This window comes from Echinicola arenosa, assembly GCF_014841125.1.
GTDB lineage: Bacteria > Bacteroidota > Bacteroidia > Cytophagales > Cyclobacteriaceae > Echinicola > Echinicola arenosa.
Map to the genome: position 1 here is coordinate 1,072,403 of NZ_JACYTQ010000001.1, position 15,641 is coordinate 1,088,043.

Below are 15,641 nucleotides of genomic sequence, written 5' to 3' on the forward strand. Positions count from 1 at the left end.
TGAAGAGTCAATCCTTAGTTTCATTTCTAGAAGTCAAAGGCTAATCTCCACTCCAATGCGTCATCATTAATATGGCCCCTGCAGTACCATCCATCGTCGGCTCATTGGTACTGTAATCTCCTACATCATCGTGATACACTACATGAGCATTCTGAAAGGCCGCGAACTCATCCTTATTTTCCAAGTGCAAGCCAATAAGGTTATTATAAATAGATGCATATACAGGCCCATCTACCAATCCACCGGGCACCTTTAAGCCCAGCAAAACATATAAACTGGTATGAACATCTTTTGGAGAACTTTCCCAATCAGGCATTCCTGTAAACATCGTTGTTCCCCAAGGGTTCCTTCCAAACAGCCAATCTTTCTGGCTACTTAAATAAGCATTGAACTGTTGGTCACCACTCATTTTCTCATATAGGATTATCTGGGTAATCAAGCCTGTCATCAGGTTATTGGAACACCAAATAAAAGGCACTCCAACTTCGAAAGGATTCATTTTAGCCCGGCCCATGGTGTATTGGATTCCTTGAAGGTAATAGTTTTCCAGCTTACTTTTAAAATCGTCATCTACGAGACCGTGAAGTACATAATGTCCCAAATTGATAAAAGGATAAAGTCTGTAATGATCTGCTGAGTCAGCAACCGTCCAAGAATCTGCTGTATTGCTTATCAGGGCATAAGACTTAGCCTGATCAAGATACTTATTCTCATGGGTAGTTTTGAAAAGCTCAGCAGCTCCCCATTCCATATCATCAGCCCAAGTAGACTCATTGTATCGATAGGGTGCGCTGTAGGAATTACCTTGCTGATATCCTTCCATCTTCCTTCCCAAAGCATACAAGCTTAAAGCTGCCTTCCTACAAGTAGCAGCGAATAAAGTATCCTTCAAATCGTTTTTCCAAATTCTAGCTGCCAGAGCAAAAGCGGCCGCACTTCTCCCCGCCAAATTGGCCACACCAGTGGCCTCACTTTTATATTTTTGAAGCCCTTGAGACTCTCCTGTTGCAAAATATACTGGGCGATAACTATTGGCTCCCCAACCATATTCTGAATTATCCTGATCAGGGATTTTATATCCTTTATGGTCTCTATCATCAGCCACCTGATGAAAAAGTTGATCCGGCTGAGGGTGCATCTTGAGCATCCAGTCCAAACCCCACTTGGCCTCATCCAGCACATCTGGGATTCCATTTTTACTTGGCTGCCCCAAGGCGTTGAATTGGTCTTCAAAACGATCTGGGTACATTTCATAAGCCAGCAACATATGGGCTGTGGCATAGCTGGATGTAATCAAATATTTTAACTGATCCCCCGCATCGTGCCAGCCTCCACTGACATCTATATAGGTACTGTCTGGCATGGGACCAAAAAATGTCCGCCCATCTCTTTGATGGCAAACCATATCCAAAGTGGAGTTATAGCCACACCTTTGCTGTCTCATAAAAGCCAATAATGTTTCTTGTTGGTGAGCATAGACTTTCTCTCCGATTTGAAAAGAAGAAGATTGAATAACGGTGTTTTTACTTCGCAAAAAATACACTCCTTCTTGCTGCACTTCTGAAAAATCAACGGTGTAATAATAAAAGTCTCCCCAAGCATCCGTTTTGTCCCTTTGAGGTTTTATCGTCAAAACAGTTTCACCCGTTCCTTCATTGATTAAAATAAACTTCTCCTTTATAGGCGTTTTAGAAAAAACAACACCGATTTTCTCTTCCTCAGGTAAATACCCCATCTTGTTCAAGCGAATATAAACTTCCCCTGACGCTTCAAAAGGTGTGCTTGCCCAACTCAATACAGTCAAAAAGGAAATCAATAAGGATAACATAAACAGGCTTATTTCTTAGGGTTCAATAATGTTTCAATGTTTACAAACCGGTAACCTTTATTTTCCAATTCTGTGATCAACCGAGGAAGAAGAATGTAAAATTTATCTTCTCTCTTAGAGCCTACCCCAATGTGCAGCAATAATATGAATCCATTCAGTCCATTTGATTGTTCATAATCTACTATGCTTTCAAATATCTTCTGGCTGGGCACATAATTGGGCATTGTTGGGTCAGTATAGTCAGCATTTGACCTTGTACCTGATGTAAAGTTAATCAACTGTAAGCCCCAATCGTGAGTCCACTGACTGATAGAATCATTGTACCACTCATACGAAGGGAGATAGTATTGAGCATTTGACTTAGGAATTCCTCTTTTGCGCATTTCCTTATAATTTGCTGCTAAATCACTTATAAATTCTTCCTTGTCAACCAAAAGACTATCTCTATTTCCCCAAGCACAATACAACAAATGTCGGTCAGAATGAGCCCCTAGATAATGACCCTCTTCTTTGATTTTATCTATCAGAGTCTGGAATTTGGAGTTTCTATAGAAATCTCCTGTAAAGAAAAAGGAGGCTTTGACTGTGCTTTCTTTCAGTATTTTTGAAATATACTCTCCTCCTTCGGCGTATTCATGACCAGTAAAGACTAATGCGATTTGCTTTTGATTTTGATTTCCTCGAGTAATCGCTCCAAAAGAGTAAGTGAACGTCTCTTCGGTTTGAGCCATCACTCCAATCACTATGGATAGATAGAATAAAAGAAGGCATCCAACTTTTAAACCCTTTCCATATATATTTTTGAAATCAACCACTTTGAGTAAAAATCTGAAAAATGCCCCTCTTTTCATAATGAAAAGAAGGGCATACCTAACAAACATTCAACTAAATGAATTTCTTATTGCTCCCAACCTGGATTTTGCTCCAAGGTCACGCCGTGTTGTTGATAGAGCGTGATCTGGTCAAGTGGCAAAGGATCCAAATAAACTTTAGGATCTTCAAATCTCCTCTGTGACGCTGCGGCAGTGGCTGGAATGATATATCCTGTCTCCCCATCCGAAAGTGTCACACTGCTTTGCAAGTTAGGATAATCAGCTTTGTCAATCCAAGCTCCTCTATTGATGTCCACATTCTCCTCTGTATCCGTATACTCCAATTTCTCCCAACGCTTCAAGTCATCCAGTCTAAAGCCTTCCATCATCAGTTCAATTCTACGTTCTCTTCTGATTTCCCAAATCAAGGAAGGAACACTTGGATCTCTCTCTGGATCGTCATAAGCCACACCATTGACACCAGGCTCACTCCCAACCAATGTCAAGTGAGGTAAGTTTACTCCCGGTCTATCCCTTAGAACATTGATGGACATATCCAAATCTCCTTGGGTCATGGCAGGTCCACCTACCGTGGCCAATTCTGCAACCGCTTCCGCATAATTCATCAACACTTCTCCAAAACGCAATACAGGAGAATCGGTATAGTTCAAGTTAGAGCTACCTTCTGGCAGATCTTTGATCTCTTCGTTAAGGAATTTGTGGGTTGAATAACCAGATGTAGAGTAATAGGAGATCACTCCGTTTAATCGCAATTCATCATTAACCAAGGTACCGTAAATCCTTCCATCTCGGTTAGCCATCACGTTATCTATCCCTCGATCTCCTTGGTACAGTGGAGATAAGCCAATAGGAAGCCCATCACTGGCCAAATAACTTTCTACCGCATCTTTTGAAACCCCTGTTTGAGGTTCTTTGTTATTGTAGCTATTCAGTGCATGAGTGATCAAACCTGGCTCATAGTGTCTGTATAGGATTACTTCAGGATTTCCCGCCAGATTAAGAGAATTAAAAACAGTCCGATAATCTCCTAAGGAATAATTCCCTGTATTGATCAATTCATTTGCTGCCCATTTTGCAGCTTCCAGATAGGTTTTAGCCTTTTCTGAATTGTTCTCATGGTATTTTTGCCAAGTACCTTCGTAAAGCATGATCCTGGACATAAGGGCCAGTACCACATCTCGGTTGACCGTCAATCCTGGCTCTCCATCTTCTTGGCGAACATTATCCGCAGCAAATTGTAGATCTTCCAGTACCCTGTCCATCACAAAATCACGGGGATCTCGAGGTCTATAAAGATCTTCCTCGTTGTTTTCATCAAGTTCATGATCGTACCAAGGCACATCACCAAACTGATTCACCAGATCATGGTACTCCATGGCCCTGAAAAAACGAGCCACTCCTGACCAATGGTTGATGGCTTCTTCACCCATCGGAACGGTCTGTATTCTTTGAAGGTAGATATTGGCTTTTCTTACCCAGGCAAATGACCAACTTCCAAAAGTCGCTGGCACATTTTGTCGAAATTGGGCTGGATTGGTTGGTGCAAAGTCATCATTCAGGCTTTGGCCGGAGAAAAATTTCCCCCAAGCATAGCCTGAACCATACCCTCCAAAATAAGCCGTATAAAATCCCCAAGAAAATGTCCGTACATTATTTTCACTGATCCAATACGTCTCATCTGTCAACTGATCCAATGGTGGCTTCTCAAGAAATTCATCGCATCCCACCAAAGTGACCAAGCTTATTGCTATTGCTAATATTTTAGTTTTCATAATTCAGTCAATTATAAGGTTAGCTGTAAACCGAACGATAAGGTTCTGCTATATGGATAAACCCTACCAAACGTGTTTGGGTCATTTAATCCAGCATTGGTATAATCTACCTCTGGATCGATCGGCAAGTCCAGATTATCGATTTCAAAGAGGTTTTCACCACTGAAATACACCCTTACTTTATCTATCTTCAATCTGCTGATCAATGAGCTTGGCAAAGAGTATCCAATAGTCACGTTTTTCAACCTGGTGTATGATAAGTCTAGCAAATACCTTGTCTGAGGTCGAAAGTTTGTTGGAGAAACTTGCTGTCCTGCATCCGAAGGTGTTGGATAAAACGCATCTGGATTATCGGGTGTCCAGTAATCCAATTGGTGCTGGTACCACGCTTCACCAGGTCTGTACCCGGGGATAAATATGGGACCATTGGCCCAAAAATCTCTCTTTCCAACGCCTTGAACAAAGAAGCTGAAATCTATCCCCTTGTAATCGCCACCTAACCTAAAGCCGTATTGGTACCTAGGAGTAGTGTTTCCGATCACTTTCAAGTCCCCATGATCATCCACGGTATTAGCGCCATAATTAATCTCTCCGTCACCATTGAGGTCTTTGTATTTCACATCCCCTGGACCAAAGAAGAACCATCCTTCCTCAAAAATATCTTGGTTTGCGATACCTTCCTGCATAATATATTTACCATTATCCAGTACAAATTCCCCATTGGCATCTTTCAGAAAATCGTCTTCGGTAAACAATCGATCTGTTTCATAGCCCCAGATCTCTCCTATTACCCTTCCCGGTCTGTTAGAGTAAACACTGGTGTTGTCAGCATATTCAGTGATTTTTTCTTTGAAATCAGAAAGTACGGCTGTTGCAAATAGGTTTAATCCATTTGAAAAGGAGTGGTTATAATCGATTGCCAATTCCCATCCCGTGGTTTGCAACTCCCCAAAATTCTGCTTTGGAGCGCTGGTACCATAACTTGAGGGCAAAACCTCACCGGCACTATGCATGTCACTGGTCGTTCTGCGGTACCAGTCAAAGGTGAGCCCTAGCTTATCTTGGAAAAAACGAGTATCGAAACCAAAATCCAAAGTGGTCACCGTTTCCCAAGTTAATGAAGTAGGGATCGCTCCAGGTGTTCCAGTGGTCAATTGATTATTACTACCTACCAACCATCCGGATGAATAGGAACTCATGATCCTATAGATATCACTTAGGTAGGCATTTTGATTACCAATAGCTCCCCATGAGGCCCTGAGCTTCAAAAATGACATCACATCTGTGACTGGTTCCATGAAAGGTTCCTCTGTAATCACATAACCTGCAGACATGGAAGGGAAAAACGCCCATTGTTTGGCCGGAGAAAGTCTAGAGGAACCGTCATATCGACCATTTAGCTCTAGGAAATACTTACCCAAATAATTGTAGTTAGCCCTTGCGAAGCCACCCACGGTTGACCATTGATTTCGATCCCCACTAACAAACTGATCACCGGTAGCCAGTGCCAGTTCTCCCTTATCCAAGTCCATTAGGTCTCTTCTTTGAGAACTTTGGTACCAATATTCATAAGCTTCTATATCTCCACCTACCATAAACTTTAGTGCATGATCGCCTAATTGTTTCTCATAGGTACCAAAAAGCTTACCTACGTTTCGATTGCTCCATGAGGACCTGTATTCTACCCTGTTATAGGAAGCACTAGTATAGGGACCTGCTTCTAAGGTAGGTCCTGCCCAAAAATTATATCCAGATACCACACCACCCGTACGATGTTCATGATAATTGTTACCATCATAAGTATAGTTGGCATCTATGCTTAAACCTTTTATTGGACGGATAGTGGTACCTAGGTTGATCCTGCTCAGAGAGGTATTTTCTTCATTCATTTTAGCCTGTTGCACTTCAGTAAGTGCACTTCTGAAAGGTTCTCCTTCATAGGTTCCATAGGGATATATTTTCTGCCATCTGAACAGGTAATACCATGGATCGTAAGTATCACTTGAAAAATAAAATGGCTTTGTCAGTTGCGTTTTGCTGTAGAGCACTTTCCCCCTGATATCCATCCAATCAGTGACCGCAGTATTTACACTTAGATCAACAGAATACCTATTAAATTCATCAGGATTCACCTTGAGCACACCGTTTTGTCCCAAGTAGCCTACTCCAAGCCTATAGCTCGTCTTTTCACTTCCTCCAGACACGGAGACATCATGTTTTTGCTGTGGTGTCCAATCTCTCATAAACATGTCTCCTGCATCCCAAGACCTATAAAAGTAAAGGGCTCCGTCTCTCTCCTCAAAATCTCTTCCGTAAACCATTTCATTTCCTAGATTCATTCCGCCATACTGTGCATCCCAATCTCTAATCCGATCAATAGACTCTCTGTCTATTCTCATTCCCACAGCGGAAATATAATCTTGTGAAGGGTTTCTTCTAGAAATGGCAGTAAGCGCCATTTCAGCACCATCAGCAGCGGAAGCCACTTCTGGTGTAGTAGTGGGTGTAGCCCAAGAAAAGTTATTGGAATAGCTCACTTTAGGAGCTTCTCCCTTTTTACCCGTCTTGGTGGTGATCAAAATTACCCCCCAAGCACCTCTGGAACCATAAATAGAAGCAGATGCAGCGTCCTTCAATACAGAGATTGACTCTATATCCTCCGGGTTGATCAATTGTAGGTTCGGAACTTCCACGTTGTCCACCAAAATAAGAGGCTGGGCACCTCCAGAATTACTAAGTGTACCTGTAGTTCCTCTCAAACGGATAGATGGGTTTTGCCCGATCTGCCCACTAGGAGTGGTAATGGTCAAGCCCGGAGTGGTTCCCTGAAGTCCACGACCCACATCCGTAATCGGTCTTGATTCAAGTACTTTTGTGTCAACCGTAGATACTGCTCCGGTCAAATCGCTCCGCTTTTGTGTACCATAACCTACCACCACTACCTCTTCAAGCGACTTGGCTTCAGCCTCCAATGCCACATCGATCGTATTTGCTGATCCCACAGTGACTTCCTGAGGAATCATCCCAATAAAACTGAAAACCAACACATCATCTTGCTCTACATTGATGTGATAGACTCCATCAATGTCGGTCGTAACGCCTCTGGTAGTTCCTTTGACCAAGATGCTTACTCCAGGTAAAGTAGCTCCATCTTCTGCACTGGTGACCGTACCGGAAACATTTACCGACTGGGCCACTACTTGAAAATGGAACAGGAGAAAACAAATCGCTCCTAATACACAGCGTAAAAGTTTTTTCATGTTTAACATTTTAGATAATTAGTTAAGTGAATTATTTGTCTCAACAAAAGCAAAATGACATTGGATTTTCGAAATGATTTTGGGCTTATTGCTAATCACCCAAAGCACTCCGCTTTTATTGTATGGTCAAATTTTTCTAAAAAATACTGCGATTCCATCCCTGAAAACAGGGATATTATCAAATCACCATTAAACCCTTAAGCCTAAATACCAATGGGTTACATAAAAAAACAGGCCACAAAAATTACCTTCTGTGACCTTTGTGCTCGATAACACGTTTCATCAAACTTATTTGGAAGGAGGTGTTTTCAGCTCCAGATCTTCCAGTCTCTTTCTGATCTTTTTCATAAACTTTTCACCAGGGTCTGTCTTTACCGTCCTATAGCCTTCATCTATTTCCTTCCACAATTCATGCCCCTCAAAAGTGGTGTATTCATAATGCCCTATTACATATTGGATATCATATTTCCTTTTCAGGTGTCGGACCAACTGTTCATTGGCCTTAAGCTGGGCATTCGTCAATGGAGCATCTCCGCCCCCTACATTCTCTACCCCAATCGCACAGTGATTCAGACCAATCACATGTCTCGCCAGAATAGTATCTGGAAGTTGGCGAAAAATCGTTCCGTCACGATCAACTAAATAGTGGGAAGAAACATTCAGGGCACTGGCTGCTGCAATGCCGGTTCTGCTCCCAGGCAGATGCACTGGATTCATTGCATCAAAAGACCTCTCTAAATCAGGAATTGCCGTCCAATGCAATACAATCATTTTTGGTTCAATGGTAGGTTCTTCCTGAACCATCCCATAATGCTCCTCCATATATTTTAAAGAAAGCGCTCTCCGCTCAGCATCATACTGAATGGATTTATCAAAAACCCGATAGGTTGCTTTGGAGCAAGCACCCAAAAACATCAGGCTCAATAAAATCAATACTACTTTCAAGTGAATACTATCCATTTAGTGAAGCTAACAATTATACAATTATCCAAAGCATCAATATGCTTTCTATTCCCAAGTCAATCTGATAAATTAATTTAATTCTCTGTATCCCTGAAAACAGTGATTTTAATGTTTCATTGTTTTCAGTATAATATCCGAAAATCTGCTTTATTTTACATTAAACCTCCATTCATCCGTAATAAAGCACTTAACTAATCTATTGAAAGAATCACCATTGATGTAATTTTTATTCTAAAAACCAGTAAATTGGAGTTTATTCAAACACAAAAGATCATTATATCGATTTAATCCTATACAGCACTGACCCTAACCCCGCTCACCATGATCAATGTTTTAATTGCAGACGACCACCAAATGTTTATCGACGGGCTCAAAGCCATGTTATATGATATCCCTGGCATCAAAGTAGTCGGAGAAGCTATGAATGGAAAAGAGGCCATTGACTATTGTGAGCTCAGCCCTGTTGATCTGGTGATCATGGATATCAATATGCCTATTATGGATGGTGTGGAAGCCACCAAAAAACTCTTAAAATCACACAAAACCTTAAAAGTACTTGGCTTATCCATGCACAATGACCGCCATTTTATTTCGGATATGCTTAAAACTGGTGCCCAAGGTTATATCTTAAAAAATACCGGAAAAAAAGATCTGATCGAAGCCATTCAAACCCTTCACAATGGGGGAACTTACCTAGGAGAGGAAGTCAGCAAAACTTTGTTGAGCAGCTTTATGAAAAAGCCAGGGAAGATGCAAGTCAATGAAAAACTGTCTGATCGTGAAATGGAAGTATTGAACTGCATTGCCAATGGTCTAACCACGCAGGAAATTGGCGAACAACTTTTCATCAGTAAGAACACTGTGGAAACCCATCGTAAAAATCTGCTCTATAAACTCCAAGCAAAAAACACCGCCGAACTGGTTAACAATGCCTACAAAAAAGGATTAATCAGGTAATTAATCCTAGCTAACATTAGTGATTGAAATTCAGTCAGATATTATAGGATAAATCTACCAGCCCCAGTGATATTGTTTTATTTTAGAACAATATCCTTTTCCTTGGTATCTAAATATTATTATACTTTTTATAATCGTTATAGCTCTCGCTACCTATTCCCTTCATGGCTAAATCCCTATTTTCAGGGATTTAGGACATCAAATATCTTTTGATATTTGTATATTAATTGATCGATTTAAGTTGAAAAATCTTTTCAATGGTAAATCGCACCCAAACCCCTTTTCAGTGATGCGCAGAATCTCCTTTCCAAGTCTTGTCTTGACTTTAGCAGTTTTCATCTATGCTTGCTCCCCGAACCCCTATCGGGCCATAAACAAGCAGCACAAAAAACAAGTAAAAGCCCAAACTCAAAAAATAGCTGAAATTCCTGAAGTTAGGCAGGAAGGAGACACTACCAATGTTACTGACCTTTGGGTAGGCACTACCAATTTCAGCATCCGAAAACCCAATTTTGTTATCATCCATCACACCGCCCAGGATTCCCTGGAACAAACCATTAAGACTTTTACCTTAAGCCGTACCCAAGTTAGTTCACATTATGTGGTCAGCAAAGATGGAGAGATTGTTCAGATGCTCAATGACTATCTTCGTTCGTGGCATGCTGGTCGTGGCAAATGGGGTCATGATACTGACCTAAACAGTTCGTCCATAGGGATCGAGTTGGATAACAATGGTTCAGAACCATTTACAGAAGCTCAAATTGAAAGCTTGCTTCGATTGTTAAAGCGACTCAAAGAGGATTACAATATCCCTACAGCCAACTTCATTGGCCATGCCGACATTGCTCCCGCCAGAAAAGTGGATCCCAGTGCTTATTTTCCATGGAAAAAATTGGCTGAAGAAGGATATGGTCTTTGGTATGATGATTACCTAATGATGGAAATAGATGTACCTACAGCACCTGGAACCTATACCACAGAAACAGTGATGCTGGAGACTGTTCCAGATCATTTTGACCCTAAGGAAGCCTTACGCATCATCGGCTATGACACCAGTGACCTGGGCTCAGCAATAAGGGCTTTTAAGATTCACTTTATCCAAACAGATACAAGTGGGGAACTAAAAGAAAACGATATAAGAATACTCCATAATTTGTATAAAAAGTACTTATAAAGACAATACAGTGATTGTATCAAATCCCTATTTTCAGGGATGCTTGAAGGATCATTTAGAAACATCTTTGTATCGTAAGTGATACTGAAGTGTAGTGTAATCACCCATTTTGCCAAATAAATTCGATAATATGCTATTAATTGCGGATAGTGGATCTACCAAAACAGACTGGAGGTTAGTAGATGAAGAGGGAAAAACCATCAACTCTGTGCAATGCAAGGGCTTGAACCCTTATTTTTTGACGGAAGCAGAAATCGCTAAAATCATTAAAAACGAAGTTACTCCCATTGCTTCGGAGGTTGATAAAGTCATCTTTTATGGAGCTGGGTGTGGTCTTCCTGTAAAGGTAGAACAAGTCAAATCAGCAATCGAGTCTGTCATATCTGTCAAATATCCTACAGAAGTTTATGGTGACATCTTAGGAGCAGCAAGAAGCCTTCTCCAAGATCAAAAAGGAATAACCTGCATTTTGGGTACGGGTGCCAATTCTTGCGTATATGATGGCCATGAAATCATCAACAATGTCCCTTCCCTAGGATATATTTTGGCAGACTGGGGCAGTGGCACTGTTTTATGCAAAGACCTGATCGCATTGATCCTTCAACAAAAACTGGATCCAGAGATCATCGCTGATTTCCATGCCACCTTTGATATGGATACCAGACAGATCTTGGATAAAATTTATAACAAACCCCAAGCTAACCGCTTTCTGGCATCATTCACACCTTTTTTGTTAAAGCATGCAGACAATCCCTCCTGCCAAGCCATCATTAAAGATAATTTCAGAAAGTTTTTCGACTATTATGTAATTCCTTACGGGCCACAAAGCATGGACTTACCCATTAGCTTTACAGGTTCCATTGCTTACCATTTCTGTGATTTTCTAGAAGAAGTGGCGGCTGAATTTGGAATCAAAATCAAAAGCATTGTACAACATCCCATGAGCGGCCTGGTCAAATACCATTGTCAAACCGTTCCAGCTATAAAGTAAACGTAATATGTCAAGCCAAGTTATTCCCACCACTGAGTCCTCCTCTCTCTATACTAATTTGGAGGAAATGTCAACAGTAGACTTATTAAAAAACATCAACCAAGAAGATCAGAAAGTTGCAAAGGCTGTTCAAAAAATTATTCCCCACATCAAAAAACTGGTTGATGCTTCAAGTAAAAAAATGCAGTCCGGGGGAAGGTTATTCTATATCGGAGCAGGAACCTCCGGTCGCTTAGGAATTTTAGATGCATCTGAAATACCTCCCACTTACGGCGCCTCCCCTAATCTGGTCGTAGGGCTAATTGCCGGTGGGGACAGCGCAATCAGGACGGCTGTGGAAGGAGCAGAAGATGATCCTAACCAAGCATGGAAAGACTTAAAACAATTCGGGATTAACGAAAAGGACACCTTGATCGGAATTGCAGCATCAGGTAAAACCCCTTATGTTTTTGGTGGCCTACAAGTAGCCCAAGAAAACGGAGTGCTTACTGGAAGTATCAGTTGTAATAAAGATGCCCTGATTTCATCGGTTGCTGATTTCCCCATTGAAGTAGAAGTTGGCCCGGAGTTCGTCACCGGAAGTACCCGAATGAAAGCAGGCACTGCCCAAAAGCTGGTGCTTAACATGATCAGCACCAGTCTTATGATTAAACTGGGCAAGGTTAAAGGCAATAAAATGGTCAATATGCAGCTCAGCAATAACAAGTTGGTAGATAGAGGTGTACGAATGGTCATGGAAGAAATCCCAGAGCTGGACTATCAAGCAGCCTTAAAGCTTTTGACACTTTATGGTTCTGTCAAAAAAGCTGTAGAAGCTTATCAAAGTAAATAAAACGAATCCTTTCTCAATGCTTCATTTTCACAAAAGTCTTATTTCCCTAATCTTTCTATTCCTAGGTATAAGCCATGCCGTGATCAGCCAAGATGCTCCCAAAAGAGAACTTCGCGCCGCATGGATCGCTACTGTAGAGAACATTGATTGGCCTAGCCAAAAGGGTTTGCCTGCAGCCCAGCAACAAGCAGAGTATGTTGCATTGTTGGATACGCTTAAGGCTGCTGGAATGAATGCTGTGATCATGCAGATCCGCCCAACAGCGGATGCCTTCTATCCTTCCAGTTATGAACCTTGGTCTGCCTACCTTACAGGCAAGCAGGGCGAAGCCCCTTCTCCTTATTACAACCCACTGGAATTTATGATCAATGAAGCCAGAAAAAGAGGAATGGAGTTTCATGGTTGGTTCAATCCCTATAGGGCATCCAATAACAAAGAATTTATTCCTTCGGCTGACCATCCCCTTGTCCAACACCCTGAATGGTTTGTTCAATATGGTGGCAAATGGTATTATGATCCGGGTATTCCAGCTGCCCAAGAGTTTGTGTTGCAGTCTATCATTGAAGTGGTTAAGCACTATGATATGGATGCTGTGCACTTTGATGATTATTTTTACCCCTACAAAATTGCCAATGAAGCATTTCCTGACAGTAGCTCCTATGCCAACTTCGGAAAGCGGTTTGATGACCTGGAAGACTGGAGAAGGTACAATGTAGATTATTTTGTAGAAGAACTTTCCAAAAGGATCAAAGCAGAAAAGCCATTGATGAAATTTGGGATCAGTCCATTTGGAGTCTGGAGAAACCAAGACAAAGACCCCTTGGGATCAGCTACCCGAGCGGGCCAAACCAATTATGATGACCTGTATGCCGATGTACTCAAATGGTTAAGAGAAGGCTGGATAGATTATGTCACTCCACAAATATATTGGCATATTGGATTTGAATTGGCGGAATACAAAACTTTGGTAAAATGGTGGGCAGAAAACAGCTATGGACGCCATGTCTACATTGGTCAAGGAGTTTATAGAGTAGGACAAAAAGGCTGGGAAGACAAAAACGAAGTGGTCAATCAAATCCAATATAATAGAACCTTTCCCGAAGTCAAGGGCAGCATGTTTTTCAGTGCTAAAACCATAGCAGGAAACAAAGAAAATGTCAATTCACAATTGACCAAAGCCTATCCAAACCCAGCGCTTCCTCCAGAAATGCCTTGGATCGACCAGCAAGCCCCACAATCCGTTCAAACAGTTAAGGCAAAAGGAAGTCCTGCCAGTGGTATTACGCTTAATTGGGAAGCAAACCTCGATGGAGATGCTTCCTATTTTGTAATTTACAGATTCGAAGAGGACGAAAAAGTGGACACTTCAAATCCCAATAAGATTTATCGTACAGTGCAAAAAGGGCCTTATGCTTTGCAAGAATGGAAGGATAATCTGGTAAATAAGCGCAGTAACTACACTTACTGCATTACAGCAGTAGATCGACTTCATAATGAAAGTGAACCTTCCCGTCCCATTAAGATTGTCACTAAAGGAAAAAGAAAAGTTATCAAAACCCAGTAAAAATGAGTCAAAGTCTGGTCTTTATAGTAATCACCTCCTACTTTCTTCTCTTACTTTTGATCAGTTACCTGACCTCTAGAAAGACCGATGAATTGACTTTTTACACCGCCAACCGCCAGTCTCCGTGGTACTTGGTAGCATTTGGGATGGTCGGTGCTTCCCTATCAGGAGTGACTTTCATTTCTGTCCCGGGGGAAGTGGGTAATTCTTCTTGGAACTACCTGCAGTTTGTAATGGGCAATATGGTGGGATATGCCGTCATTGCGATCATTTTAATCCCTTTATTCTACAAGCTTAGACTTATTTCCATTTATGAATACCTCAAAAGCCGTTTTGGTCCAAAAGCGTATATTTCTGGATCAGTCATCTTTCTGGTCTCCCAGACCATTGGGGCTTCTTTTAGACTTTTTTTAGCAGCTACTGTATTACAAATTGCTTTTTTTGATGCTTTCAATATTCCTTTTTTCGTCACCGTCTTTACCACAGCCTTACTGATTTGGCTTTACACTTACAAAGGGGGCATCAAAACCATTGTCTGGACAGATACCTTGCAAACCACCTTTTTATTATTGGCGGTCATCATCAGCATCATCATCATTAGTCAACAATTGGAATTAAATGCCGGAGAGCTCTTAGGAGTAATCAAAGAAAACCCACTTTCTACCGTCTTTGAGTGGGATCCTCTTTCCAGCAAAAACTTCTTTAAAATGTTCTTGGCGGGAGTATTCATTACCATCACGATGAATGGTCTGGATCAAAACGTCATGCAGAAAAACCTGACCTGCAAGGACCAAAAAGAAGCCCAGAAAAACATCTTTTGGTTCTCTGTCAGCTTTTTTATTTCCAATCTGTTTTTCCTTTCACTGGGTGTTTTACTTTATTATTTTGCAGCTAAAAATGGGATCAGTATACCTGAAAGCACTGATGAGCTTTATCCAATTTTGGCTTTGAATCATTTTGGGATTTTAGCTGGAGTCACTTTCCTTTTGGGCATCATTGCGGCAGCATTTTCTAGTGCTGATTCTGCCCTAACTGCACTCACCACATCCTTTTGTGTAGACATTTTAAACCTTCCCTCCAAAAAGGGAAAAAGTCAAAAATCAACTCGATTAGGGGTTCATATTGGCTTTACCTTTCTCATTTTTGTTATCATTGTCCTCTTCGACATGCTTAACAATAGCAGCGTGGTAAGTGCCGTATTCAAAGCTGCTGGATTTACCTATGGCCCTCTACTGGGACTATTTGCTTTCGGCCTGACAACTAAGCTAAAGGTAAAGGACCATTGGGTACCTTGGGTCTGCATTGCTGCCCCAATCATCAGCTATATTTTAGACAGCTATTCTAGTGTATGGTTTGGAGGATACCAATTTGGATTTGAAATCTTGTTGGTAAATGGTGCTTTGACTTTTCTTGGTCTACTTCTGTTGGTAAGAAAACAGAATTAAAGACCTAGGGTAAAGCGTTAGG

At 41.3% G+C, this 15,641-nt stretch carries 11 protein-coding genes; 6 read left to right on the forward strand and 5 right to left on the reverse strand.

Annotation, left to right across the window (positions count from 1 at the left end; genetic code table 11):
* Positions 1–40: 40 nt before the first annotated feature.
* From IFO69_RS04025 to IFO69_RS04045, 5 genes are all read right to left on the reverse strand, one after another.
* Positions 41–1,828 carry a glycoside hydrolase family 9 protein gene (locus tag IFO69_RS04025; RefSeq protein WP_192008547.1) on the reverse strand — a complete coding sequence of 596 codons (1,788 nt, stop codon included), beginning with the start codon at positions 1,826–1,828 and terminating at the stop codon, positions 41–43.
* 8 nt (positions 1,829–1,836) lie between these two features.
* Positions 1,837–2,559 carry a polysaccharide deacetylase family protein gene (locus IFO69_RS04030; protein ID WP_192008549.1) on the reverse strand — a complete coding sequence of 241 codons (723 nt, stop codon included), beginning with the start codon at positions 2,557–2,559 and terminating at the stop codon, positions 1,837–1,839.
* A 167-nt stretch (positions 2,560–2,726) separates the two neighbouring features.
* Positions 2,727–4,433 carry a RagB/SusD family nutrient uptake outer membrane protein gene (locus IFO69_RS04035; protein WP_192008551.1) on the reverse strand — a complete coding sequence of 569 codons (1,707 nt, stop codon included), beginning with the start codon at positions 4,431–4,433 and terminating at the stop codon, positions 2,727–2,729.
* 11 nt (positions 4,434–4,444) lie between these two features.
* A complete protein-coding gene (locus IFO69_RS04040; protein WP_225443973.1) occupies positions 4,445–7,693 on the reverse strand; it encodes a SusC/RagA family TonB-linked outer membrane protein in 3,249 nt (1,082 codons plus the stop codon).
* Between the two features lie 288 nt (positions 7,694–7,981).
* Positions 7,982–8,653 (reverse strand): N-acetylmuramoyl-L-alanine amidase, encoded by a 672-nt coding sequence (locus IFO69_RS04045; protein ID WP_192008555.1) that lies wholly within the window; start codon positions 8,651–8,653, stop codon positions 7,982–7,984.
* A gap of 324 nt (positions 8,654–8,977) precedes the next feature.
* Between IFO69_RS04045 and IFO69_RS04050 the strand changes: the two genes are divergently transcribed.
* The 6 genes from IFO69_RS04050 to IFO69_RS04075 all read left to right on the forward strand — a co-directional run bounded on the left by IFO69_RS04050 (position 8,978) and on the right by IFO69_RS04075 (position 15,619).
* Entirely contained in the window at positions 8,978–9,613 is a 636-nt protein-coding gene (locus IFO69_RS04050) for a response regulator (RefSeq protein ID WP_192008557.1), read from the forward strand.
* A 289-nt stretch (positions 9,614–9,902) separates the two neighbouring features.
* Positions 9,903–10,787, forward strand: coding sequence for an N-acetylmuramoyl-L-alanine amidase (locus IFO69_RS04055; RefSeq protein WP_192008974.1), 885 nt, complete (start codon positions 9,903–9,905; stop codon positions 10,785–10,787).
* A gap of 130 nt (positions 10,788–10,917) precedes the next feature.
* Positions 10,918–11,778, forward strand: a complete 861-nt coding sequence (locus IFO69_RS04060; RefSeq protein ID WP_192008559.1) for an N-acetylglucosamine kinase — start codon at positions 10,918–10,920, stop codon at positions 11,776–11,778.
* Positions 11,779–11,785: 7 nt separating this feature from the next.
* Positions 11,786–12,610, forward strand: coding sequence for an N-acetylmuramic acid 6-phosphate etherase (murQ, locus tag IFO69_RS04065; protein WP_192008564.1), 825 nt, complete (start codon positions 11,786–11,788; stop codon positions 12,608–12,610).
* A 16-nt stretch (positions 12,611–12,626) separates the two neighbouring features.
* On the forward strand, positions 12,627–14,174 hold the full coding sequence (locus IFO69_RS04070; RefSeq protein WP_192008569.1) for a glycoside hydrolase family 10 protein: 1,548 nt from the start codon (positions 12,627–12,629) through the stop codon (positions 14,172–14,174).
* Positions 14,175–14,176: 2 nt separating this feature from the next.
* Positions 14,177–15,619 (forward strand): sodium:solute symporter, encoded by a 1,443-nt coding sequence (locus IFO69_RS04075; protein ID WP_192008571.1) that lies wholly within the window; start codon positions 14,177–14,179, stop codon positions 15,617–15,619.
* The last annotated feature ends 22 nt before the right edge of the window (positions 15,620–15,641 follow it).

What these genes read in the sequence shown, in the direction of transcription:
- IFO69_RS04035 (WP_192008551.1), bottom strand. Translation starts at nt 4,433, where the DNA reads ATGAAAACTAAAATATTAGCAATAGCAATAAGCTTGGTCACTTTGGTG.
- murQ (WP_192008564.1), top strand. Translation starts at nt 11,786, where the DNA reads ATGTCAAGCCAAGTTATTCCCACCACTGAGTCCTCCTCTCTCTATACT.
- IFO69_RS04070 (WP_192008569.1), top strand. Translation starts at nt 12,627, where the DNA reads ATGCTTCATTTTCACAAAAGTCTTATTTCCCTAATCTTTCTATTCCTA.
- IFO69_RS04040 (WP_225443973.1), bottom strand. Translation starts at nt 7,693, where the DNA reads ATGAAAAAACTTTTACGCTGTGTATTAGGAGCGATTTGTTTTCTCCTG.
- IFO69_RS04060 (WP_192008559.1), top strand. Translation starts at nt 10,918, where the DNA reads ATGCTATTAATTGCGGATAGTGGATCTACCAAAACAGACTGGAGGTTA.
- IFO69_RS04025 (WP_192008547.1), bottom strand. Translation starts at nt 1,828, where the DNA reads ATGTTATCCTTATTGATTTCCTTTTTGACTGTATTGAGTTGGGCAAGC.
- IFO69_RS04050 (WP_192008557.1), top strand. Translation starts at nt 8,978, where the DNA reads ATGATCAATGTTTTAATTGCAGACGACCACCAAATGTTTATCGACGGG.
- IFO69_RS04030 (WP_192008549.1), bottom strand. Translation starts at nt 2,559, where the DNA reads ATGGCTCAAACCGAAGAGACGTTCACTTACTCTTTTGGAGCGATTACT.
- IFO69_RS04045 (WP_192008555.1), bottom strand. Translation starts at nt 8,653, where the DNA reads ATGGATAGTATTCACTTGAAAGTAGTATTGATTTTATTGAGCCTGATG.
- IFO69_RS04055 (WP_192008974.1), top strand. Translation starts at nt 9,903, where the DNA reads ATGCGCAGAATCTCCTTTCCAAGTCTTGTCTTGACTTTAGCAGTTTTC.
- IFO69_RS04075 (WP_192008571.1), top strand. Translation starts at nt 14,177, where the DNA reads ATGAGTCAAAGTCTGGTCTTTATAGTAATCACCTCCTACTTTCTTCTC.